This is a genomic window from Microcoleus sp. Pol1C5 (assembly GCF_036701115.1).
In the GTDB taxonomy this organism is placed as follows: domain Bacteria; phylum Cyanobacteriota; class Cyanobacteriia; order Cyanobacteriales; family Microcoleaceae; genus Microcoleus.
The window spans coordinates 1-24751 of the sequence record NZ_JAUBQE010000032.1 but is presented as its reverse complement, the minus strand read 5'-3'; the positions used below and the strand labels follow the sequence as shown (position 1 = coordinate 24751).

The window sequence follows — 24751 nt, the reverse complement described above, 5'->3', positions numbered from 1 at the left end:
GTAAAGCTTTATGCCTAAACCAGTAATTTTGTGCGTTGACGATGAAGTTGTGGTCTTAAATAGTTTAAAAATTCAACTTAAAAAAGAATTTGGGGATGCTTACCTCTATGAAGTAGCAGAAAATGCAGATGAAGCTCTGGAAATTATGGATGAAATTCAAGAAGAAGAGGAAAGTGATATTTTGGTCATAGTATCTGACTGGTTAATGCCAGGGATTAAAGGAGATGAATTTTTGATTCTGGTTCACCAAAAATATCCTAAAATTGTGAAAGTTATGCTGACCGGACAAGCCGACGAAGTAGCAATAGCACGGGTGAAGGAGCAAGCAAACTTGCACCGCTGTTTGTACAAGCCGTGGGATCGTAAAGAATTAGTAGAAACTATAAAATCGGGTTTGGCAAAAAATGAACAATAAACCTGTGATTATTTGTGTGGATGATGAACCGATAATTCTTGAAAGTTTGAAAATTGAGTTAAAAAAAACCCTGGGGGAAGAACACTTATTAGAAACCGCTGAAGGTGGCGAAGATGCTTTAGAGTTAATCGAGGAATTGCTGGCAGAGGGCTGCGAAATCGTAGCAGTGATTTCCGACTATCTGATGCCGAATATCAAAGGGGACGAATTGCTGAAGCAGATTCACAGAATGTCGCCAAAAACTATCAAAATCATGCTGACGGGGCAAGCAGACCTAGAAGCAGTGGCGAATACTATTAAATATGCTAAATTGTACCGATACATATCGAAACCTTGGCAGTCGGAAGATTTGAAGTTGACGGTAAAAGAAGCGATTAACAGCTATTTTAGGGAGAAGCAATTAGCGGAACAAAATTCTCAACTCCAAAAGCTGAATCAAGAACTGGAAACTTTAGTCGAGGAGCGGACTGCACAACTGCGCTTGTCTGAGGAAAAGTTTGCTAAAGCTTTTCGTTCTTCTCCCAACCCGATTGCTATTACCAGACTTAATGACGGTCGTTATTTAGAAATTAATCAGGCTTTTTGCCAGATCGTCGGTTATTCCGCCGCAGAAATCCTCGATCGCACGGCGCTTGATTTGAATCTTTGGGAAAATATACAAGCCCACGCCGAGTTGTTTAAAATGTTAGATGAAAAACAAATTATTCTCAATTACGAATTTGATTTTCGCACTAAAACAGGGGAACTCAGAACCGGGCTACTGTCAGCAGAAATCATTGACATTCATGGCGAAACTTGCGTAATTTCTGTAATTCAAGATATTAGCGATCGCAAATTAGCCGAAGAAAAACTCCGAGGTGTAGCAGCTTCTTTAGCAGCAGCGCAAAGAATCGCCCGTGTCGGTAACTGGGAATGCGATTTCTCTGCCAACACAACTACTTGGTCGGAAGAGTTATCTCGGATTTTTGGGCTCGACCCAACCCAGCCTGCGCCAACACTAGCTGAGTTTTCGCAATACGTACATCCGGACGATCGACAAAAGTGGCAAACAACGATCGACACTGCTATTGCTAGCGGGCAATCTTATAGTTTAGAATATCGAATTCTGCGCCCGGAACCAAAAATTGCTGCAGATAATAGCCCATCACAAATAAGTGAAGCCGGCTTCATTCGCTACATCGAAGCCAGAGGAGAAGTAGTTGTCAACCAACAAGGGCAAGTGACAAAACTATTCACAACTTTGATGGACATTACCCCACGAAAGCTGGCAGAAATAGCCCTTGCAGAGAGCGAAGAAAAATACCGTCATTTAGTTGAAACTTCCCAAGATATTATCTGGTCTTGCAATGCTGAAGGACACATTACTTTTGTGAACCAAGCAGTTAAACAAATCTACGGTTATGAGCCTGAAGAAATGCTAGGGTGTACTTTTAGCGATTTCTTGGCTCCAGGAGAAATAGACTGGAAATGGGAACTTCAGCAGCGCTTGCTGACGGGAAAAACTGTGTTTCAGTACGAAAATATAGTATTAGGAAAAGACGGCCGAAAGATTGATGTAAATACCAAGGCGATCGCGCGCATGGACGCTGAAGGAAACATCATCGGCACAACAGGCACTGCTAGCGATATTACCGAACGGAAACAAGCTGAAATAGTTCTACGAAAAGCTAAAGAAGAAGCCGACAGAGCGAACAGAGCAAAAAGCGAATTTCTCTCGAATATGAGCCACGAATTGCGAACTCCCCTCAACGCAATTCTCGGTTTCAGCCAACTGCTAGCCCGCGACCCAGACCTCGGTGCAGATCAACAGCAATACTTAGGAATTATTACCCAGAGCGGAGAACATTTGCTCGTTCTGATCAACAATATTCTGCAAATGTCAAAAATTGAAGTCGGCCTGGTCACACTTAATAACAGCACTTTCGACTTGCACAAGATGATAAAAAATACTGAACATATGCTGAAGCTGCAAGCCGAAAAAAAAGGGTTGCAGTTAATTTTTGATTGCCCACCACATCTACCTCAATATATAGAAACTGACGAAAGCAAGTTGCGACAAGTATTGATAAATGTCGTCGGAAATGCTATTAAATTTACTGCGGAAGGTGGTGTCAATTTAAGAGTCAAACATGAGCTGCTAAAAAATAAAAGCTCCCCAGAAAATTTGCTAAGTGAGAGGTGCTCTTTGCTATTTGAAGTGGAAGACACAGGTTCAGGAATTTCTGCGGAAGAAATGGAGAATTTGTTTAAACCTTTCGCGCAAACAGAAAGCGGGAAAAAAGCTCAAGAAGGAACCGGTTTAGGTTTGCCAATCAGCAAGCAGTTCGTTCAGTTAATGGGAGGGAAGATGACGGTAACAAGCACCCTCGGTCGCGGCAGCATTTTTAGATTTGATGTTAAAGTCTCGCTCCCTAATGCAGTGGAAATTCAGGTTGCTCAAACAGCTCGCCGAGTGGTTGGTCTCGAACCCGGACAGCGAGAATACCGGATTTTAGCTGTTGACGATCGCCTGGAAAGCCGCTTGCTGTTGGTCAGAATGCTGACATCCCTTGGCTTTGCGGTGCGGGACGCTGAAAATGGCGTTCAAGCTGTGGAAATGTGGTCGAGTTGGGAACCTCATTTGATTTGGATGGATATGCGGATGCCGGTGATGGACGGTTACGAAGCTACTAAACAGATTAAAGCGCATTTGAAAGGTCAAGCAACGGTGATTATTGCTCTGACTGCAAGTGCTTTTGATGAGGAGCGATCGCTGATTTTGTCGGCTGGTTGCGATGATTTTGTAGCGAAGCCTTTTCGGGAGCAAGTGATTCTGGAAAAGATGGCTAAGTATCTGGGAGTCCGCTATGTTTACGATCGAGAAGCTTCGCTAAGTTCTGATGCTGCGGTGTCCGCCGAGGTTTCCACGGCAACTGAAACGGCTGATTTGGCTTTTACGCTCAATACTTCATTTTTGGAAGGTATGCCTGCTGAATGGGTTGATGAATTGTATTCTGCGGCGGATGCGGTTGATAACGAGGAGATTTTTCGGCTGTTGTCGATTCCTCCTATTAATGCGAGTTTCCGCAGCGCGATCGTCGATTTGGCGAATAACTTCCGATGCGATCGGATTATCGATTTGATTGAGGAGTTTAGAAATTGTTGAAGGATGAAAAAAGAAAGGATAGGGGCAGGTTCAGGATTATGGATGATGTAGGTCGATCGCCTATTTGTAAACTCGCCTGCGGGCGAGCGGCTAATTTACTTGTAGCCAAGCTCCACACCCTGGTAATCATCAGTCATTCTCAATTATTTAATCTCAAATCTCACATCTCAAATTTTCACTAGGATAAGTTCTGTAAATATAAAAGGAGTTCATTGAGGAGAAAGTGCTATAATTAACATTTAATCAGTTTTCATAATTTCAACAATTCTTAAATTAACAAAAAATAGCGATCGATGACCAAAAATCAAATAGAAGAAAATAAAGGCAACATATTAATTGTTGACGATACTCCAGAAAATTTGCAAGTTTTATCAGCAACGCTGTCCGATCGGGGCTACAAAGTCCGCGGCGTAATTAACGGCAAAATGGCAATCAGAGCCGCGCGCTCAGGTTCTCCAGATTTAATTTTGCTCGACATCAAAATGCCGGAAATGGACGGCTACGAAGTCTGCACACAGCTCAAGGAAGATCCGAATACCTCAGAAATTCCAGTTATTTTTATCAGTGCTTTAGATGAAGTATTGGACAAAGTAACCGCCTTTAAAGTGGGAGGGGTAGATTATGTCACAAAACCGTTTCATGTAGCAGAAGTTTTAGCGCGAATCGAACACCAACTGACTATCCAGAGACTGAAAAAACAATTGCTCGATCGCAATAAAGAACTGCAAGAAGAAATAATAGAACGCAAAAAAGCCGAAGAAGCAGCGGCCGCTGCATCGCTTGCAAAAAGTCAATTTGTTGCCAATATGAGCCACGAATTGCGGACGCCCCTGAACGCCATCCTGGGTTTTACCCAAGTCATGAGTCGCGACTCTTTGCTCAGCCACGAAAATCTCGAAAACCTCCGAATTATTAACCGCAGCGGTCAACATTTGCTGGAACTAATTAATGATGTTTTAGACTTGTCGAAAATAGAAGCAGGGATAATTGGCTTAGATGAACGCAGCTTTGACCTTTATCAACTCCTCGACACTCTCGAAGAAATGTTTCAAATCAAAGCTGAAACAAAAAAAATGCAACTGAGATTTTCCGTCCAGGCAAATGTTCCCCAATATATAAAAACTGACGAAAACAAGCTGCGCGTCTGCTTAATTAACCTGCTGGGAAATGCCATGAAATTTACTCACGACGGGGGCCGTATTTGGCTGCGCGTGAGCGTGGAAAGCAACCAGCCGCAGCAGACAGAATCGGAAAGTCATCCTAACTCTACCTCAGTCGAACCCTTGTTAATTTTGTTTGAAGTTGAAGATACGGGAGTTGGCATAGCAACAGCAGAAATTGATACTTTATTTGATGCTTTCGTGCAAACACAAGCGGGGAGAAAAGCGGCGGATGGTACGGGGTTGGGTTTGACAATTACTAAAAAATACGTGCAGATAATGGGTGGGGATATTTGGGTAAAAAGTGTTTTAGGTGAGGGAACCAGTTTTAAATTTAATATCCGAGTATTTGCTGCTATTTCGTCTGAAATAACAGTGGCGACATTGCAGCGGGTGATCGGGCTAGAAGCAGATCAACCGATTTATCGGATTTTAGCAGTTGACGACAATCAAGAAAATCGGCTGCTGCTGGTTAAAATGTTGCAACCAATTGGTTTTGAAGTCCGAGAAGCGGAAAATGGCTACCAAGCGGTTGAACTTTGGGAAAGTTGGCAGCCTCATTTAATTTGGCTGGATACGCGAATGCCGGTAATGGACGGTTTTGAAGCTGTCCGACAAATTAGAGCGAAAGAGAAACAAACTCAGTGGCGAACTGTAATTATTGCTCTGACTGCTAGCACTTTTGAGGAGAAAAAAGGCGAAATTATCGCCGCAGGTTGCGACGATTTTGTGCGAAAACCTTTTCAAGAACAAATCCTCTTTGATAAGATAGCTTGCTACTTGGAAGTCCGCTATCTTTATCAAGAGTTGCCCCGGCTCCCAGTCGGGGCTTTACGGCGTTATTGTGTGAACGAAAAACCCGATTCATTTTTCGGAGAGCTACTGGCTCAAATGCCTCAAAGCTGGGTGCAGGAACTCTACGAAGCAGCTAATGATGTTAATGAAGAGCTGGCGATTCAACTTGTCGATCGCATCTGGGAAAGTCATCCAACTTTAGCTGAGGCTTTAAAAGATTTGCTTGCCGATTACCGACTCGACAAGATAATGGATTTAACTCAATCGAGTTTAAAATAAATGGATAATAGCGAAATTAAAGTATTGGTGGTTGATGACCAACCAAGCAATCTGCGGTTCTTATCCAAACTGCTAACATCCCAGGGGTATCAAGTTTACCGAGCTATTTGCGGTCCACTGGCGTTGAATGTTGCGCTCAGCCATTGCCCGGATTTAATTTTACTCGACATTAGAATGCCGGAAATGAACGGTTATGAAGTTTGTCGGAGACTGAAAGCGACACCGGAAACCGAACAAATCCCGGTGATATTTTTAAGCGTATTAGATGAAATGAACGATAAATTACAAGCTTTTCGAGTAGGAGGTGCTGACTATATTACTAAACCATTTCAAGTAGAAGAAGTTTTAGCACGCATCGACAAGCAAGTCCGCTTGCAAAAACTGCAACAGCAATTAAAAGAACAAAATTATCAACTGCAACAGTCACAGTCGCTGCTTTCTAGCATATTAAATAGTTCATTAGACTGTGTGGTGGCTTATTCTGCTGTCCGCAACAGTGAGGGAAATATTGTAGATTTCGAGTGGCTCTTGATCAACCCTGCCGCTGAAAAATTTTATGGTCTGCTATTAAATGACATAGTTGGCAAGAATTTGTTAGCGAAAGTTTCCCAAGTTAGCAATAACGGGTTATTTGATTTGTATGTTTCTGTAGTAGAAACAGGAGAAACTGTAGACCAAGAATTTTATTACGAACAGGAGCGAGATACAATTGTTTGGCTGCACATTGTGGCTGTGAAATTAAACGATGGTCTGGCAGTAACATTTCGTAACATTACCGATCGCAAACGAGCAGAAATTGCCCTACGAGACAGCGAAGAACGCTTCCGCGCGATATTCGAGCAAGCTGCGGTCGGCATAGCTAAAACCGCGCTTTGCGGTAAATTTATGCGGGTAAATCCCGGCTTTTGTCAAATTGTCCGCTATGCACAATCCGAATTGTTACAGCAAAATTGGGAAGCAATTACTCACCCAGATGACAGAGAAGTGGACAGAGAATACCTGCGTTCACTGTTATCCGGGAAGATTCAAACTTTTTCTGTGGAAAAGCGTTTGCTATGCAAAGATGAGGCAGTGCGCTGGGCAAATGTTACTGTTTCGGCAATGCGCGATGTCAAGGGAACGCTGCAGTATTTGATTTGTGCGATCGAGGATATTTCCGAACGCAAGCTGGTACAAGAATTGCTGCAAGAGAGTTTAGACACTCAAACGCGCTACGCTCAAGAATTAACTCGTTCTAATGCCGAACTAGAACAGTTTGCTTACGTGGCTTCTCACGATTTGCAAGCGCCTTTGAGCACGATTGCCGGCTACGCTCAACTATTAGAAAAACGCTTTACCAACCAACTTGATGCCCAAGGGAATAAATTTATCCGCAATATTGTTAATTCTTGCGAGCGGATGCAGGCGCTGATTGATGACTTGCTGGAGTATTCGCGAGTCGGTCGCAGTCAGAAACCTTTTGACATGATAGATTGCAATCGGGTTTTTGAGGATGCTTGTGCTAATTTGCATTTGGCTATCCGCGAGAATCAAGCTTCAGTTACTAAGGGGAATTTGCCAAGGGTAACAGGTGACTGTTTTCAACTGCTGCAACTGTTTCAAAATTTAATTGGTAACGCCATTAAGTACCGCAGCAGTGAGGCGCCGGTGGTGCAGGTGGACGCTTTGCACCAGGGGGATAGCTGGGTGTTTTCAGTGCAGGATAATGGTATTGGGATTGCCTCACAGTACCATCCGCGAATTTTTCAGATTTTTCAGCGATTGCACACCCAAAAACAGTATTCTGGCACTGGTATCGGTTTAGCGATTTGTCAAAGAATTGTCGAGCGACACGGCGGCAGCCTTTGGGTAGAATCAGAACCCAATCGAGGCTCAACTTTTTATTTTTCTATTCCTATACCAAAGTGAAGTCAACAGCCCGCCTGAAGCAGTCACTCGTCCTTTACTTAAGCTTTAACCATCTTTATGTTTTCTTTACAAGAATGCTTATAAAGTATAGCATATTCACTGATGACAGCGAGCTAGAAATGTATCAATATAAAACTATTAGCTCTATTCTTATACAACTTATAAATCAGCGGTGCACGCAAGAATTGTTAATTTTTTTCAACAGTATCCAGAGCATCTTGCTTTGGGATGCAATAGTTTCCCTAGTAGTTCGCGGAGAAGGATTTGTAATATGTTGGCAGTTTGCCGGTTCTCGGACAGACTGGAAAGTGAAACAAGCATAATTCGCAAACCTTTGCAAATAGAGAAAAATGGGAAATGGCTGCCACACACTTTTAGTGTTCTCAGCCTGATTTACCGGATGATGGAAAGAGATGCTGTGCAGGTACTCAGACACGGCTCCAAATCACGCAACCTCACAAAGGACGTTCGTAGTGAGGCAAAGCGGTGAATTATAAAAAGAAAAAATTTACTCTTTTAATAGCAAACGATGACGAGGATACGCGCTTTTTGATGGAGGAAGCACTGCGAGAAATTCGATTAGCAATTACGAGCGAATTTGTGGAAAACGGAGAACAGGTACTAGACTATTTGTACCGCCGTGGTCAATATTTTGCTAGCAGCAATTGGCATCAGGCAGACTTGATACTTTTGGATTTGAATATGCCGAGGCTGGACGGGCGCGAAACACTAACTTCGATCAGAGCTGACCCCCATTTGCAACAAATTCCGGTTGTAATGCTCACAACTTCCCACCGCCGAAGAGATATCTTGCTTTGCTACCGCTTAGGAGCCAATTCTTTCATATCCAAACCAGTCACTTTTGAAGGATTGCTTGAAGTAATGAAGGCTTTATGTGAGTATTGGTTTGAAATCGTTTCACTGCCGCCGGATATGTAAACTTTAATGGAGGGCTAAATCCATAGTTTGAGTGTATAGTGAATTTGATAAGCCGAAATATTTGCCGATCGCAAGTATCGCTCTCAAAAAAAAGTTGCCTTCGACCCGCTCCGCACGCTATAGTTGTGTTAAAATCTAACCAATGTCTGAAAATTTTGTTGGTTGAGGATGACCTCGGAGCTCCGACAATGATCGAAGATCTTCTAGGGTCATTCAGCGAGTCTCTATTTGTTCTCCAAACCGTTAAGTCTCTGGAGATAGGAGTTGGGCGTCTGGAAGTAGACAAGTTTGACGCCGTACTATTAGATTTGTCAGTGTCAGACAGCTTGAGGGGAAGCGAGGCGATCGCAGTTTTGAAAGGGCGATGGCCCACATTGCCAATTGTGGTGCTGACAGATATTAATGATGAAAATATAGCCCGGTCGGTATTGCGCTGGGGCGCTCAAGATTGTTTGGTAAAGGGAAGATTTCACAGAACTCTGCTGGTGCGGGCAATCCATTACGCGATCGAACGCCAGCAAATCGAAGAACAATTGCGACAGCAGGCTCTTCGAGAGCGGCTGTTGGGCAAAATGATAGAACATATTCGATCGTCAATAGATCCGGCAAGCATTCTCCAATGTACGGTTGCAGAAGTGCGCCAATTCCTCCAAACAGATCGCGTTTTAATTTATCGCTGTCAGGATTGGGTGTCTCAATTCGATGGGGAAGAGCAAAAAGGTGCGATCGTCGCCGGTGACGGTTTGCCAGAAGGTTATATTGAAAACCAAAATATTAGTGCTGCTTTGGCGGTGTCATGCTTTGTTTTAGTCGAATCCCAGTCGGTACAAGCAATAGCAGATGTCCGCACTGCCCCCTTGGCTGGTAGTTGCAAAGAATTGTTGGCAGATTGTGAAATTGCAGCAGTTATCAGCGTGCCAATTTGGCAATCAGGCGACTGGGAAACGGCAAAAGAAACACAAGAAGCAACTGTTTGGGAAGTCGAGAAAAATCAAAATGCAGCGGAAAATTATATTTGGTATCAGGCGAGTGACAACCCGCAGGCGCAGGGTAAAAATTTGCCGGATACGATCGCACAAAAGGGCAATAGTTTGTGGGGAATGTTGACAGCATACAATTGCTGCGGTGCTAGGGAATGGCAGCAGTGGGAAATAGATTTTTTACAGCACTTGGCAAATCAAGTGGCGATCGCGATCGAACAATCTCAACTTTACCGCAAGCTAGCAATAGCCAATCAAAAATTGCAGCAACTGGCAACTACTGACGGACTGACTGGCATTGCCAATCGCCGCCAGTTCGATCGCGTTTTGAGCTTAGAGTGGCGCCGATTGGCAAGAGAGGAACTTCCGCTGTCTTTAATTATGTTTGACCTCGACTTTTTTAAACTTTACAACGAGTTTTATGGGCATCTGGGCGGGGACGATTGTTTGCGCCAAGTTGCCGGGGCGATCGCCAGATCCACCAACCGGGCTGGGGATTTGACTGCCCGCTACGGTGGCGAAGAGTTTGCCCTAGTGCTGCCCAACACTAGCGCCGAAGGGGCAAACGCTGTCGCCCGGAAAATTTGCGACACCATCGCCAGCTTGAAACTGCCCCACGCGCGATCGTCGATCGGCCCCTACGTTACCCTCAGTTGCGGCATTGCGACAGCGATTCCTTCTGCCCAGGAATCTCCCCACACCCTAATTCGCAGCGCTGACAGCGCCCTTTATCAAGCCAAAACCGAAGGCAAAAATCGCATTTGTCACGCCAGCAGTAACTCGGAATCTTCCCCGATTTTTATGTAAAAGTTGCAGGTAATTGGTAATTAGTAAGAGCGTGTTTTATTTTTCACTCACAAATCATATTGTTGACCTTAGCATCGTAATAATAATTTTCTGACTGCACTGCCAGCGGAATGCGATCGAGTGAGCCGGATCAAGGATAATGCTCGCTGGCAGGGTATAATTCCGATGTTACGGTATTCGATATTACCCATTTCCGCTTCCCAATGTCCCATCACCAATTGCTAATTTAGTGCCCTAAATTTGACTTCCTACCTGTTAAATTCGAGCGCACTGGAATTTCAATCAAAAACTCCGCTCCCTCTCCCGGTGTTGAAATACAGCTCAATCTGCCGCCGTGGCGATCGACGATAATCGAGTGAGAAATCGACAATCCCAAACCTGTGCCCTTGCCCACAGGTTTAGTTGTAAAAAACGGGTCAAACAGCCTGGATCGCACTGACTCCGGTATCCCCCGCCCGTTATCCGCAATAGATACTGCTACGAAGCCGGCAGCAGCCTGATAACTGCGAATAACGATCGTGCTGGGATGTCGATCGCACTCCTCGATTGAACGCTGCTTGTCCCGTTCTTCCAAAGCATCGATCGCATTAATTAAAATATTCATAAATACCTGATTCAACTCGCCCGGAAAACATTCAATTTGTGGCAATAGTTGGTAATCTTTAACTATCTTAATTTCTCCCGGACTGCTGTGAGATTTTAACCGATTTTGCAAAATCATCAAAGTGCTATCAATTCCCTCGTGAATATTAACCGACTTCCCAGCAGACTCGTCCAATCGGGAAAAATTACGCAACGATTTCACAATCTCGACAATTCGCTCGGTTCCTACTTGCATCGAATTAAACAATCTCGTAAAATCCTCAGCAATATAATCCAAGTCTATTTCATTAATTTTATCCCAGACTTGGGCTGGAGGATTAGGACAGTAATCCTGGTAAACTTTAATCAATTCCAGCAAATCTAAAGTGTAATTTCTAGCCGGATTGATATTGCCGTGAATAAAGCTAACAGGGTTATTGATTTCGTGAGCAACACCAGCAACTAACTGACCCAAACTCACCATTTTTTCATTTTGAACGAGCTGAGCTTGAGTCGTTCGGAGTTTATTAATAGCTGCTTCTAACTCTAGCGCTTTTGAACGTTCTCGCGCTTCCGATTCCTGCAAAGCTGACTCGGCTTGTTTGCGATCGGTAATTTCACTTTGTGCTTGCTCAAACAGCATTGATTGCTGGATCGCGATCGCCAACTGCACGCTAATTTGTTTGAGACACTCGACCTCAATTTCCAGCCAGTGGCGGGGACCCGCGCACTCGTGAGCAATCAATAGCCCCCACAACTTCTCGCCTTGCAAAACTGGCACTACCAAATTAGCTCGCACCTGAAATTGACTTAATAAATTAATATAGCACTCGGAAAGATCAGCTTGGTAAATATCATCAACAGCTACAGTACGACCGTGTTCGTAAGCAGAAGCATAGCTGTCTTCAAAGCAGGAATCGTCAATAGTTATCCCCTGAATAGCCAGCCAATTTTTGCCCACTGACTCGACATTTACAAAACCGCTCCAATCGGGATTAAACTGATAAATTACTGTCCGGTCTGTTTGTAAAAATTGCCGTACTTCAGCAACAGTTTTTGTCAAAATTTCTTCTAAATTGAGAGAAGAGCGAATGCGTTCCAGCATTCCTACCACCAGGCGTTCTCGCTTTAATTGCTGGCGCAATATAGCCTCGGCAATTTTGCGAGCGCTAATATCTTCAATCACACCAATTACATAGCTAGGTTCCCCAAACACCTCCCGAACTAAAGATACAGTCATATTAGTCCAAACTAATGAACCATCTTTGCGAATAAAGCGTTTCTCAATGGAATAATTAAAAATTTCCCCAGCTAACAGTCTGTCGCGCGACTCGACATCGGCTGCTACATCTTCGGGGTGAGAAATATCCCCAAGATTTCGTGATTTCAGCTCCAATTCTGAGTATCCGACAATATTGCAAAACCCTTGATTGGCATTCAAAAGTTGACCGTCTGGCCACACTTTCACAATGCCAATCGCCGCTTGTTCAAATACAGCGCGAAATCGCTGTTCGCTTTCTTGTAAAGCAATTTCTGCTTTTTTGCGATGGCTAATGTCCATTGCCGTGCCAAACAGCCGCACCACCTGACCAAACTCATTTTTAACAGATTGTCCTTTAGCGTTAACGTGCCTGATTTCTCCTGATGAAAAATAGATGCGGTGGTCGATGTCGTAAGCTGTCCCTTCAGTCATTGCGTTTTGCACAACTTGTGAAAACCTTTCTTTGTCATCGCGATGAATTTGCTCTAAAAGTTCTTCCATTGTCGGCGCCCGATTCAATTCTCGACCGTAAACTCGAAACAGTTCTTCCGACCAAGTAATAATTCCTGCCTCCATATCGAATTCCCAATTGCCGATGCGGGCTATTCTTTGTGCTGTTTGCAACTGTTCGGCACTTAGTTGCAGAGATGCGATTAACTGCGTTTTTTCGGCTTCTGCTGCAACGCGGGCGCTGATATCTTTGTGAGTGCCTGTCATTCGCAACGGCGCCCCCCATTCGTCGTACTCGACTATCTTGCCCATCGCCAGAATCCACTGCCAATTGCCCGCTTTGTTGAGCATCCGAAATTCAACTTCATAGATATTAGTCTCACCTTCCAAATATGAATTCAAAGATTTCATTACCTTCACTCGATCATCGGGATGCAGCAATTTTTCCCAACTTTTGAGGTTGTTTTCTATTTCTATTTCTGCGTAACCAAGCATTGATTTCCAATGAAAGTCGAAATAAGTTTCGCCAGTAGCTATATTCCAATCCCACAGCCCCAAAGAACTGCCGGAAACCGCCAACTGCAAGCGCTCTTGACTTAGTTTTAATGCCGATTCCGTGCGTTTTATTTCTGTGAGATCGGAAATTATGGCTATCATTCCTATCGGTTGACTAGCGCTATCTTTAATGCAGTTAGCTCGTAATAAACTTTCTATAATTTCGCCATTTTTAGTCTTGATTTCTATTTCAGTATCCCAGGAAAAACCTTTCCGCAGCACCCTAAATAACTTCCTCAAATCTTGAGATTTGGGGTACATTACTGCTGGGCCGCCGGCATTATTGAGTTCCTCAACTTTATAGCCGTAGCGCTGAATAAATGCTTGATTGTGATAAACGGAATAACCGTCCAAATCTGCGATCGCGATCGCATCACTAGCGCTTTCTACAGCTTGAGTTACCAGGCACAAAGTCAGTTCGGCTTGTTTGCGCTCGGTAATGTCAAAAATCGCTCTGTCGAGCCACAAAACAAGCTCTTCTAGATTGTAAGTTGGCCTACCTCTTTCCGATATCCACCGCACCGCGCCATCAGCGCGAACAATCCGGTATTCTAGATTGTACGGCTGTTTCGACTCTACTGCTGCGCTGATTTGTCGATCGACCATTTCCTTGTCTGTCTCGTGGACAATGCTGGCAAAACTCAAGCCGTTGTTGCCAATAAAATCCCCAGCAGGATACCCACTAATGACCTCAATTTCATCACTAATAAATACCATCGTCCACTCAGCATCGTATAAGCTGCGGCAGATAGCGCCGGGAATATTCTCAACGAGCGATCGAAATCTGGCTTCGCTCTCCCGCAAAACTGCTTCGGTATGTTTTAAATCAGTAATATCCAGTACCATGCCTTCCCAAACTATATCCCCTTCCTGCCCTATTTCTGTGGGAAAATTAACTTGTCCCGGTCTCGAAACCCCTTGCAACCACTTAATTTTTCCCGACGGGAAAATCGCGCGCCATTCCTGGTACCAAAGCTGCATATTTGCCGCAGAAACAGCAATTGATTCTTCAAATTTTTGGCGGTCGTCTGGATGAATACAACTAAAAAGTAGTTGGGGATTTTTCTGAATATTTTCTGGTTCCAATTCATATAAATCGCGGCTAGCCGAAGAAATATAAGGAAAACTTTTTTCGCCGTCGGCGGATAGGCGAAATTGATAAATTATTCCCGGCAAATTGGCAGTAAGTTGCCGAAGTCTAGCTTCGCTTTCTTGCTGGGCTTGGGCTAATTGTTTTCGCCTATCCTCAGTGATATCTCGAATTATCCCCACGAGAATTTTACTGCCATCGGTATTTTCAAAGACAGTTTTTTTAGTAGACACAATGTGCTTTGCACCGTTGGCGTCTGTAAATATTTCCTCACTCTCGTTTTCTTTCCCCGTCCTAAACACTTGTTGGTCAGTATGCCAAAAAATATCCGCTTCTTGTTTTGGGAAAAAGTCATAGTCCGATTTGCCCAGCAGTTCCTCGCGCTGCTTCCCGATCAGCTTGCAAAAAGCATCATTTAACAGTATCCAACGGTGCTGCTCATCCTTGACAAAAAGTGGGTCTGCAACTGCATCGATCGTAGAATTTAAAAAGTTTTTACTAGCTTCTAGTTCGGAAATAGCTAAAATTTTCTCTGTAATATCGTTGATAGTTCCTGTCGTCCCCTGCGCCTCTCCGTTGACACCCAAAATAAAAAACTCTTGCACTTCCACCCACCTAATTTCACCATTTTTGGTAACATATCGACTTTGGTAACAACAGGATATTTTTTGATTTGGTATCCGACCTCTAAACGAATTTAAATATTGGTGTTGATCCTCAGAATGAATGTAACTCAAACAGGAAGTTCCTAAGCTTTCATCAACGGTAAACCCGGTAATTTCCGTCCAAGCCGGATTGAGAAAAGTCCAATTGCCAGCAGTATTGGTCTCAAAAACGACTTCTTTGATATTGCCAACAACCTGCTGGTATTTTTCTTGACTTTTTTGCCATTCTGCTTGCCGTTTCTGGCGGGCGATCGCACACCTGAGCGTCCGTACCAGCAGCCGGCTGTCTAGCTGTCTTTTCACCAGATAATCTTGGGCGCCGGCGGCAATTAACTCAACCGCCCGTTCTTCGTCATCGGCCGCTGTCAGAATGACGATCGGAGTATTTATACCGCAATCTTGAAGGCGGAAAAAAGTATTAAATTTTAGGCTGTCAGGAAGTGAAGTATCTAATAAAATTACATCAAAACTTTTCTCCCTTAAAATTTCTATAGCTTCCCGGAGGCGAACTACATTGGTCAGATCAATTGATTGTCCTAGTTGGGGTTCAGACAGTAGTTCTTGAATAAGTTTTGCATCTTCTGCACAATCTTCTATTAAAAGAATTTTTAAACAAGCAGGCGTTAAAGTTGACTCAAAAACAGATGTCATACCATTTTATATTTTATATTTTTGATTTGAGATTTGGAATGACTGATGACTATGACCCTTTGGTTTTTGCGTACAGTGGCATTTTTTTACTGCTATCCTTTTGCTATTTTTTAGTAATTATAAAATCTCAGCAGCGGATGCAGATACCTAGCTCATGATTGGGGGACTTGAACCGCACGCTTGAGAGTGCGCTGTGTGCTTGCAGACCCCGCAGATTTATTTGTAGAATTGAGTTCTTCGCTGCAAGTTTTCCGCCTCGCCCCAAACCTAGTGGCTCCAAACTATTATACTCTTACCAATATTGCAACTCAACTCTCTTTTAATTTACAACCTTTGGCAGGGGAATAGCAAGAGGCAAGTCAAAAAAGCGCGGAGTAATCAAAATTTGCATGGCTAATAGCCTTTGAAACTTTAAATTTTAAATAGCCGTTTAAAGCTTGCCTAAATTGGCATTATTTTTTTAATAAGGCTATTACTACTAAGGTACGATAATTACCGTTGATTTACAAAATACGCTCTGAGATTGTGTTAGCTTAATTGCCTACACTTAGCGCATATTTGTATTGAGCAATGCAAGTCCTCTCTTGCTCCAGTAACCAAGATTTGCATTGCTTGGTACAAACCTAATTACCAACTTAATTACGATTGTCTACAGGGACACGATTTAACTCAGTTGAGTCGCTCAATTTTTCTGTGGCTTGGGCAGCACAACTGTAAACACGCTGCCTTGACCGACATTGCTGCTAATAGCAATCTCACCGTTAAAAGGTTTTAAAAGTTCAATACAAGTATAAAGTCCTAGGCCAGTTCCTGTCGGTTCCCCTTCGGCTTTTTCCTCGCCTTTAGGTGGCTTGGATGTGTAAAACGGGTCAAAAATTTTTGGCAGTTCTTCAGACGATATGCCGCATCCCGTATCTGCAATATCCATATATATGTTCGAGTCATCCTGCCGAGTCACGATAGTTATTTCTCTGCTTTTCTTTTCCCACATAGCATCCATTGCATTATTGATTAAATTATAAAATACTTGAGAAATATAGGAATAAATTAATGGAATGCTGGCAATTTCTTCGTCATAAAAGTATTTTTTTCTAATCTTGTTTTTAAAATAAAGGTTGCCTTCCAATAGCTGAATTTCTCTCTGCACTAAATCGTTGATATTCACCGGGTGCAAATCTTGCTTTTGCTCGTTTCGGCTTTTCATCATCAGAGTATCCATGATCTGATTGATTTTTGTGACCGCTTGAAAAATATACTTACTATAATTAAACAGAGAGTCTTCTTGAATTTGTGTAGCTTTTGTTTCAATCAAATCGACGCTAGTCTGAATCACTTGCAGCGGACTTTTGAGGTTGTGAACCATTCCCTGGGTCAAACGTCCAATGATGGCTGTTTTTTCCTGGTTTATTAATTGCTTGGTTTTTTGTTCAACAAGTTTTTCCAGGTTTTGGTTGAGGTGGGCAAGTTCGAGGTTTTTTTCTTCAAGTTTTTTTTGCAAGCTGCGGATTGTCAAGTGGGTTTGAATCCGGCTCAAAACTTCTTCGTGCTGGAAAGGCTTAGTGATGTAGTCAACGGCTCCTGTCTGAAAGCCTTTTACTTTATCAGGCGTATCAGAAAGGGCGCTCATAAATATGATGGGAATATCTTGCGTTGACGAGTCTGCTTTCAAACGTCGGCAAGTTTCAAAACCGTCAATTCCTGGCATCATGATATCCAAAAGAATCAAGTCTGGATGGATGTAGTCAATTTGCTCGATCGCACTTTCGCCGTCTAGAGCTACTAATACTTTAAACCCATAATTCCTTAACAACTCGAAAAGTACGTCCAGATTTGTTTGGTTGTCATCGACAATTAGTATGATGCTTCTTTCGGAATTCTTATCGTTCATATTCAAGGCAAACATTCAAGTTTTTTACTTTTTAGTTGTGGGTTGTGAGTTTAAATCGGATTCAAGTGATTTTCTGCGACTCTCGAAACCCGGTTGCTTCGTAGATGCCTTTATTTGCAATCACTCTTTCTTTTATGGGCGGGTAGGATGCCCATCCCACCAAAACTTCATTCTCTTTGGAACAGGCATCTTGCCTGTTGCTGACAAAAATGCAAGATGTGAGATTTAACGGATTTTGAGTTGTGTGTTAGCTACAGTCAATTTTAGGACAAATGTTGCTTCAAAAAATCTCTAATTTGCTTGAGCTGAAATCCTTTAGCAAGTTGGCGCAGGTGATGAACGAAAGGCACTAATGTCGGGTCAGAATGTTCGAGTTTAGCAGTTTCTTCCAGAATAGCTTCAATATCGCCCATTGCAGCCAATCTTAACAATCTCAAGACTGACTCTGAGGCAGGAGACACCATCGTTGAGTCAGCAGTAGCAATCTCAGAAGATGCTTTTGCAGTTTTATCTATCCGCTGTTTGGTATGCGATCTTTCTTCGTAAACCCATTCTAGTCTCAAATGCAGGCGCAATAATTCTAAAAGCTCGTTAGTTTGAATCGGCTTGGTGAGAAAATTATCGCAACCTGCAAGCCTGCTCTCTTGCTTGGTAGTCTCGTAAACGTTAGCGGACAAAGCAAGGATCACCGTATCTTTTAATTCCGGCAACCGTCGCAGCCGCCTGGTAGCTTCCCAACCGTTCATTACGGGCATCAGGAAATCCATTAAAATTATATCCGGTAGAAATTCCTGTGCTTTATGCAAGCAGTCTTCGCCGTCTGTAGCTTCTGCAATTTCAAAGCCTAAATGAAAAAGCAGCCTGTGCAACATGGCGCGATTTACTTCGTGATCGTCCACTATTAGCACTTTCCGCTGAGGGCCGGTAAAACCTACAAGTCGTCTTTTTTCTTGCCGGGAGGGAAGTTCCGAACACTGGGCGACTGCAGGCAAGTCTAGATCCAACCAAAATATGCTGCCTTTGCCGGAGGTACTTTGGACGCGAATTTGGCTGCCCATCATTTTGACTAATTTTTGGCTGATGGAAAGTCCCAGTCCGGTACCTTCGACGAAATTGTTATGATCGCCCACTTGATGAAAAGGCAAAAATATGTCTTCTAATTTATTCTGCCCGATGCCAATGCCCGTATCTTCGATTTGAAAGCGAATTTTAGGGGTAGGGGCACGGTCGATATTTTCTGCTGTTGTCACCTCGCGCGCTTCTGTTGTTCCTAGTGGCTGGATCGACATTTGCTGCGCGTCTAAATTAGCGGTCAAATTGATAGGTTGAGTGGCAGTTTCCGCTGTCAAATTAGAAGTTTCCCAGTTGGTTTGAGGAGAATTATCGGGGAAATGTTCTGCATAACCGACTTTGAATGTAACGCTGCCGCTGTTCGTAAACTTAACGGCATTGCTGAGCACATTAATCAAAACTTGACGCAACCTTTTTTCGTCTGCCAAAATCCCGTCTGGGAGCGCTGAAACCTGCTCGTAATTAAAGGCAATTCCTTTTTGAGCCGAGCGCATCTGGAACAAATCAATAATACTTTTAACAAAAGTAGGAAAATGCACGTTTGTCACCGAAAGCTCCATTTTGCTAGCTTCGATTTTTGAGAGGTCTAAAACATCATTAATCAGCATCAGCAGGTGGTTGCCACACTGGTGAATGTTGTTAAGACTTGCCTGCTGATCTGCGGTCAAGTTTTTATCGACTTTTAGCAATTGAATGTATCCCAAAACCCCGTTCAAAGGCGTCCGCAATTCGTGGCTCATGTTGGCGAGAAAGTCGCTTTTAGCGCGGTTGGCGGATTCGGCGGCTTCTTTAGCTAATTGCAGGGCGGCTTCTGCAAGTTTGCGCTCGGCAATTTCGGTTTGTGCTTGTTCAAATAGCATTGATTGCTGAATGGCGATCGCCAACTGCACCCCCAATTGTTTTAAGCACTCTCCCTCGAATTGCTGCCAGGGACGCGGGCCCGTGCAGTGGTGGGCAATTAACAGCCCCCATAAGTTTTCGCCTTGTAAAATCGGTACTACCAGATTCGCTCTCACATCGAGCCGAGTCAACAAATCCAAGTGGCACTGGGCCATGCTGGCATTGTGAACATCTTCTATGGCTTTAATTCTACCGTCTTGGTAAAGAGGAACGTACGCTGCCCCGAAACAGGGGTCATAAATTTCCATTCCTACAATTGGTAGGAAATTTTCGGCAACCGACTCGACAGCGATAAATCCGCTCCAATCCGGATTGAATTGGTAAATAATAGTGCGATCTACTTGCAAAAAATGCCGCACTTCTTCGACACTTTTGGTAAGAATTTCTTCGAGATTGAGAGAAGATCTAATGCGTTCCAGCATGGCTACTACCAACTGTTCGCGCTTTAACTTTTGCCGCAAAATTAGCTCTGATTCTTTGCGCTTTGTGATGTCGGTAATTACTCCTATTAAGCCGATGTAATTTCCATTGACATCTTGAATACTGTCGGCTCGCACCAGAGCAGTTACTGCTTCACCGCTCTTAGTTTGCAGCGCAACTTCACCACACCAAGAGCGGCCTTGGCGAAGGCTTTTATATATTTGTTTGTAATTTTTAGGCCGGACGTAAAGCGCGGTCATATCGCCAATATCATTGAGTTCTTCCACCGTGTAGCCGTAGCGGTGAATGAAGGCTTGATTGTGGTAAATAGACCGCCCTTTCAAGTCGGCGATCACGATCGCGTCGCTGGTACTTTCGACGGCTTGAGTGACCTGCAGTAAAGCTAATTCTGCTGCTTTGCGATCGCTAATATCGGTCATCGAACCCACCATCCGCAGAGGGTTTCCGGCTTCGTCCCACACTGCTTGAGCGCGGGCGAGCACCCACTTATAGCTACCGTCTTTACATTGCAAGCGGTATTCGGCGGCGTAATTGGGGGTTTGGCGATCGAGATAACCTTGGATCGCTGCTTGCACTCGCAAACGATCGTCTGGATGGATGCGATCGATCCATGGGCTTTTGGTGCTTTCGATTTCGCCGTCTGTGTAACCGATAATTTCTTGCCAGCGGGCCGATCGAAAAGCTTCATTTGTTTGAAGATTCAGATCCCAAATTCCGTCTTGATTGCCTTTGAGAACTAACTGCCAGCGTTCTTCACTTTTACGCAATTCTTCTTCGGCTTGTTTGCGCTGAATATGAGCGCCCAACTGAGTCGCTACAGCCTTGACCAACTCTACTATACGCGGTTCCATAATCGAGCGGTCGCGCTTGCAGAATACTAAAACTGCCAGCACCTTTGAGCTAGCGTGAATTGGCACTCCGAAACAAGCTTTCAATCCGACTGATACCGCCATTTGCGATCGGGCAAAAAGATGATTTTTGGCTAGAGAAATATCTTCAATCCATTCTACATTTCTGGTTGACCAAATCCGTCCAGGTACTGCCACTCCGGCGGCGAATCTAATTTTTTTACTTTCGCGACCGAACGCATCTAAATCTCTATGGCTAGCGTACCAAGTTTCGCTGTGTTCCAAAAAAGTACCGTTAGCACTCGGTATCCAAGCTTCCGCAAAATTCCAGCCGATCGCATTGCACAGCAACCGCAAAATATCTGGGAGGGCGCTGTGAAAATCTGCCGACTGACTAATGGCTTGAGTTGCGGCCAGCAACAGCTTTATTTCATCTTCTGCTTGCTTGCTTTCTGTAATATCAGTTGCCGTGCCGAGAACTTGTTTTAACTTACCGTCTGCTGTTTTCGCAAATACAGTATCTCGGCTGACCATCCAGCGCCAAGAACCATCCTTGTGCCTAATTCTGTATTCAATTTCAAAGATATCTCCTTCGCTGCCTGTTTCGACTTGCTGTAAATAATCAGGCATTTTGATTGAATCTTCGGGGTGGATTAAAGTTGACATCATCCACGGCCCCATTGCCTGAATCTCCTCTACTGTATAGCCCAGAATGTTGTAGATAGAAGCGTTCCCATAGATATTTTTTTTTTCAATTAAATCGCAAACATACAAAATATTAGGACTTGCCCCAGCAATTTGTTGAATAAATCGCTGGGTCTCTCGCAGTGCGGCTTCTGCTTGTTTTCTTTGGGAAATATCGCGAACAACGCAAATAGTCTCTCCGTCGGCTAGCATTGTCAGCGATACATCTAGAGGAACTTTCGATCCGTCGCGGCGGCATCCTACTGCTTCGGTCATGTACCAACCTTTCTGCACTAAAGCCGGCATAATTTCTTGCTCAAACCTTTGCCGTTCGGCACCTTGGTAGAATATTTTCCAACTTTTGCCTAACACTTCTTCGAGAGAGTCGTAACCGTAGATTTTTAGTCGGGCTGCGTTGCAATAAATCAACAGCCCGTCGGTATCGATTATGGCTATACCTTCGGAAGCGGCAGCCATTGCCGCAGCTTGCCGGTGGAGTTTTGACTCGAAACGTTTGCGATTGGTGATGTCGCGGACGATCGCAATAATTTCGTCATCCGTGCAAAAAACAATTCTCGCTTCAAAATCGTACAGTTCATCATTAACGGGCATTTGATATTCTACAACTTGAATCTCGCCGGTGGCGATCGCTTGTTGATTGCCCGACAAGATTTTTTCAGCAAAAGCAGCCGGTAATATGTCTTGTGCTTTTTTGCCAATTAGTGCTTTTTGTGGGAGGATATCTTCGAAATCTTTGGCCGGCTTGAAGTCTACAAAAGTGCCGTCTGCCCGACAGCGAAATATCATGTCTGGTATCGCATTTAAAAGAGCGCGGTTGGTGGCTTCGCTCTTACGCAACTCAGCTTCAGCTTGCTTGCTAAATGTAACGTCGCGAGCCACTGCATAAATCAAACCTTCTTCTGCAAACGGCGATGCTGTCCACGACAGCCATTTATAAGTACCATCTTGGCAAAGATAGCGGTTTTCTAAGCTAATAACAGGGTGGCTTTTTTGAAGTTTTTCTAATTCGGCTAGAGTAATTTCTAGGTCTTCTGGATGGACGAATTCTATCAAAGGTTTGGCTAACATTTCATCACTGCTATAACCTAATACATTCGACCAAGCGGGGTTTAAGCGTTTGAAATACCCATCAAAACCTGCAATGCAAAGTAAATCCAGGGAGATATTAAAAAATCGATCGCGGTCTTGCTGGGTTTGTTTTAATTCCGTAACATCCATCACCAAACCGTCCCAAACTATATCGCCGTTGGCTTGCTTTTCTGGCTTCGACGCTCCTTGCAGCCATTTCACTCGATCTCCCATAACTTGTCGCCACTGGTGTTGCCAAGCTTGGTGAGTCACCGCTGAAGTTGCCATCGATCGCTGCAAGCCTGAGATGTCGTCTGGGTGAACTGTTGCAAAAGCCAAAGTGGCATTTTCTTCTATTTGTTCTGGTTTTAAATTGTAGATCTGCCAACTGCCAGAAGAAACGTAAGTAAAAGATGTTTTACCATCGACATCAAGCCGATATTGATAAATCATTCCAGGCACGTTGTCGGTCATTTTTTGAAATCGAGCTTCGCTTTCCTCCAACGCAATTTGCTGGCGTTTGTATTCTGTCACATCTCGCATTGTCCCGACCAACATTTTACGACCATCCGCGTTGTGGAAAACAGTTTTTTTGGTAGATATAATGCGTGTTTTTCCGCCACAATCGGTAAAATCTTCTTCTGTTTCCTGAGAAAGACTTCTTTGCAATACTTGCTCGTCTTGTTGCCAAAAAAAAGCCGCTTGTGCTGGGGAGAAAAAATCGTATCCTGACTTGCCAATCAGTTCCGATCGCCTTTTTCCTATCAAATTGCAAAAAGCATCGTTTAATACGATCCATCTGTGCTGCTCATCTTTGACAAAAATCGGGTCAGGAGTAGAATTAATCGTGTGATTTAAAAACTCTTCTGATGCTTTTAATTGAGCTTCGTAACGGTAGCGATCGCTCACGTCCAAGACTACTTTAATCAGGTGGTCGATCGACCCGTCTAGGGCGCGGATACAGCGCAGGTAAACTCTAGTATAAACTGTATTTCCGTCTTTTCTGCGCCATCTTTGGTCTAAAACATAGCCTTCACTCTCCCCTGCCAAAATTTTATTGAACTGCTCTAAACTCGCCTGCAAGTCTTCAGGAAAACCCCACCTCTCCCAATTCTCATGCAAAAAATCTTGGCGATCGTACCCCAGCAAATCACACAAAGCATCGTTTACTTCCAACCACTCGTATTTTTCTGGTGCTGAGGGGGATATCGGAGGAGCAAGAATGGCAATCCCGACGAGAGAATTCTCGACTACCGAGCGATATTTTTCTTCACTTTTTCGCAAAGCTTCTTGGTTGTGCTGTCGCTCGACTGCGTAACGAAGCGATCTAATTAACACTTCGCTGTCGATTTTTCGCTTGACTAGATAATCTTGAGCTCCGGCTTGGATTGACTGCACAGCAAGCTCTTCATCGTTGCGGGCAGTCAGTACGACAATCGGAGTATTTAGGCTATATTTTTGTATTTTGACAATTGTATTTAAGCCTTGGCTGTCGGGCAGCGAAAGATCTAGTAAAATCACATCAAAATGTTCGCCGATCAAAAGTTCATGCGCTTTGCTGAGACGGTCTGTACAACTTACTGAGAGCCTTTGGGGTTCGGCTCTACTGACATTGGTTTCTAATAATAATTCTTCGATCAGATCGGCTTCTGCTTGATTGTCTTCGACCAGAAGAACTTTAAAGCCGTTTCGCTTTGCGGGTGGGCTCAAAACTGATATCATATACCTTGTTTTTTGTCATAAGGCAGTCTAGCAAACTATTATAGCATATAAAGAATTGTATAGCCACAAATCCCCTCGTTCCAGTTGAAAACTCTTTGGTGCAAGAATTACAAGGGAGTATCTCATATTTGTAAAAACATTTCTTTTCCCTCCTTCCTTCTTCCTCTTGCCTTCTGCCTCATGCCTCAAAAATCCTGCCTCAAAAATCTTATTTCTAGCTGGGTTGCAAAAGTAAGATTATCCCATTTACAATGCACTTTATATCAGAGATTGAACTATTCTCAAAAACGGGCTCTTCTGCCCATTTCACAAAGAGTAAGTTTTCTGGGTATTGGTTATTTTAAACCCCCTTACAGCACTTTGCTTAACGATTAGGTACAATATTAGAGGTGGTAAGAAAGAGAACAATGAAACCCTACTCCCTAG

Annotated in this window: 11 protein-coding genes; 8 read left to right on the top strand and 3 right to left on the bottom strand. The window is 43.7% G+C overall.

Annotated features, from left to right (window positions below; translation table 11 throughout):
• Positions 1-10 precede the first annotated feature (10 nt).
• The 7 genes from QUA23_RS18385 to QUA23_RS18355 all read left to right on the top strand — a co-directional run bounded on the left by QUA23_RS18385 (position 11) and on the right by QUA23_RS18355 (position 10428).
• Positions 11-415, top strand: coding sequence for a response regulator (locus tag QUA23_RS18385; RefSeq protein WP_333077538.1), 405 nt, complete (start codon positions 11-13; stop codon positions 413-415).
• On the top strand, positions 405-3560 hold the full coding sequence (locus tag QUA23_RS18380; protein ID WP_333077537.1) for a PAS domain S-box protein: 3156 nt from the start codon (positions 405-407) through the stop codon (positions 3558-3560). The genes QUA23_RS18385 and QUA23_RS18380 overlap by 11 nt, the downstream gene beginning before the upstream one ends.
• A 293-nt stretch (positions 3561-3853) precedes the next feature.
• On the top strand, positions 3854-5794 hold the full coding sequence (locus tag QUA23_RS18375) for a response regulator (RefSeq protein WP_333077536.1): 1941 nt from the start codon (positions 3854-3856) through the stop codon (positions 5792-5794).
• A complete protein-coding gene (locus tag QUA23_RS18370; protein ID WP_333077535.1) occupies positions 5795-7702 on the top strand; it encodes a PAS domain S-box protein in 1908 nt (635 codons plus the stop codon). It abuts the gene before it with no gap.
• A 271-nt stretch (positions 7703-7973) separates the two neighbouring features.
• Complete coding sequence (locus tag QUA23_RS18365) at positions 7974-8192, top strand: hypothetical protein (protein WP_333077534.1); 219 nt, start codon at positions 7974-7976, stop codon at positions 8190-8192.
• On the top strand, positions 8189-8641 hold the full coding sequence (locus QUA23_RS18360) for a response regulator (protein WP_333077533.1): 453 nt from the start codon (positions 8189-8191) through the stop codon (positions 8639-8641). The genes QUA23_RS18365 and QUA23_RS18360 overlap by 4 nt, the downstream gene beginning before the upstream one ends.
• Before the next feature lie 38 nt (positions 8642-8679).
• Positions 8680-10428, top strand: a complete 1749-nt coding sequence (locus QUA23_RS18355) for a diguanylate cyclase domain-containing protein (RefSeq protein ID WP_333077532.1) — start codon at positions 8680-8682, stop codon at positions 10426-10428.
• A gap of 226 nt (positions 10429-10654) precedes the next feature.
• On the opposite strand, the gene QUA23_RS18350 is transcribed toward QUA23_RS18355, so the two are convergent.
• Positions 10655-15682 (bottom strand): PAS domain S-box protein, encoded by a 5028-nt coding sequence (locus QUA23_RS18350; RefSeq protein ID WP_333077530.1) that lies wholly within the window; start codon positions 15680-15682, stop codon positions 10655-10657.
• Between the two features lie 195 nt (positions 15683-15877).
• Here QUA23_RS18350 and QUA23_RS18345 point away from each other — a divergent pair, with 195 nt between their 5' ends.
• Entirely contained in the window at positions 15878-16030 is a 153-nt protein-coding gene (locus tag QUA23_RS18345) for a hypothetical protein (protein ID WP_333077529.1), read from the top strand.
• Positions 16031-16364: 334 nt separating this feature from the next.
• On the opposite strand, the gene QUA23_RS18340 is transcribed toward QUA23_RS18345, so the two are convergent.
• Positions 16365-17585, bottom strand: coding sequence for a hybrid sensor histidine kinase/response regulator (locus tag QUA23_RS18340; protein ID WP_333077528.1), 1221 nt, complete (start codon positions 17583-17585; stop codon positions 16365-16367).
• A gap of 248 nt (positions 17586-17833) precedes the next feature.
• Positions 17834-24325, bottom strand: a complete 6492-nt coding sequence (locus QUA23_RS18335; RefSeq protein WP_333077527.1) for a PAS domain S-box protein — start codon at positions 24323-24325, stop codon at positions 17834-17836.
• Between the last annotated feature and the right edge of the window lie 426 nt (positions 24326-24751).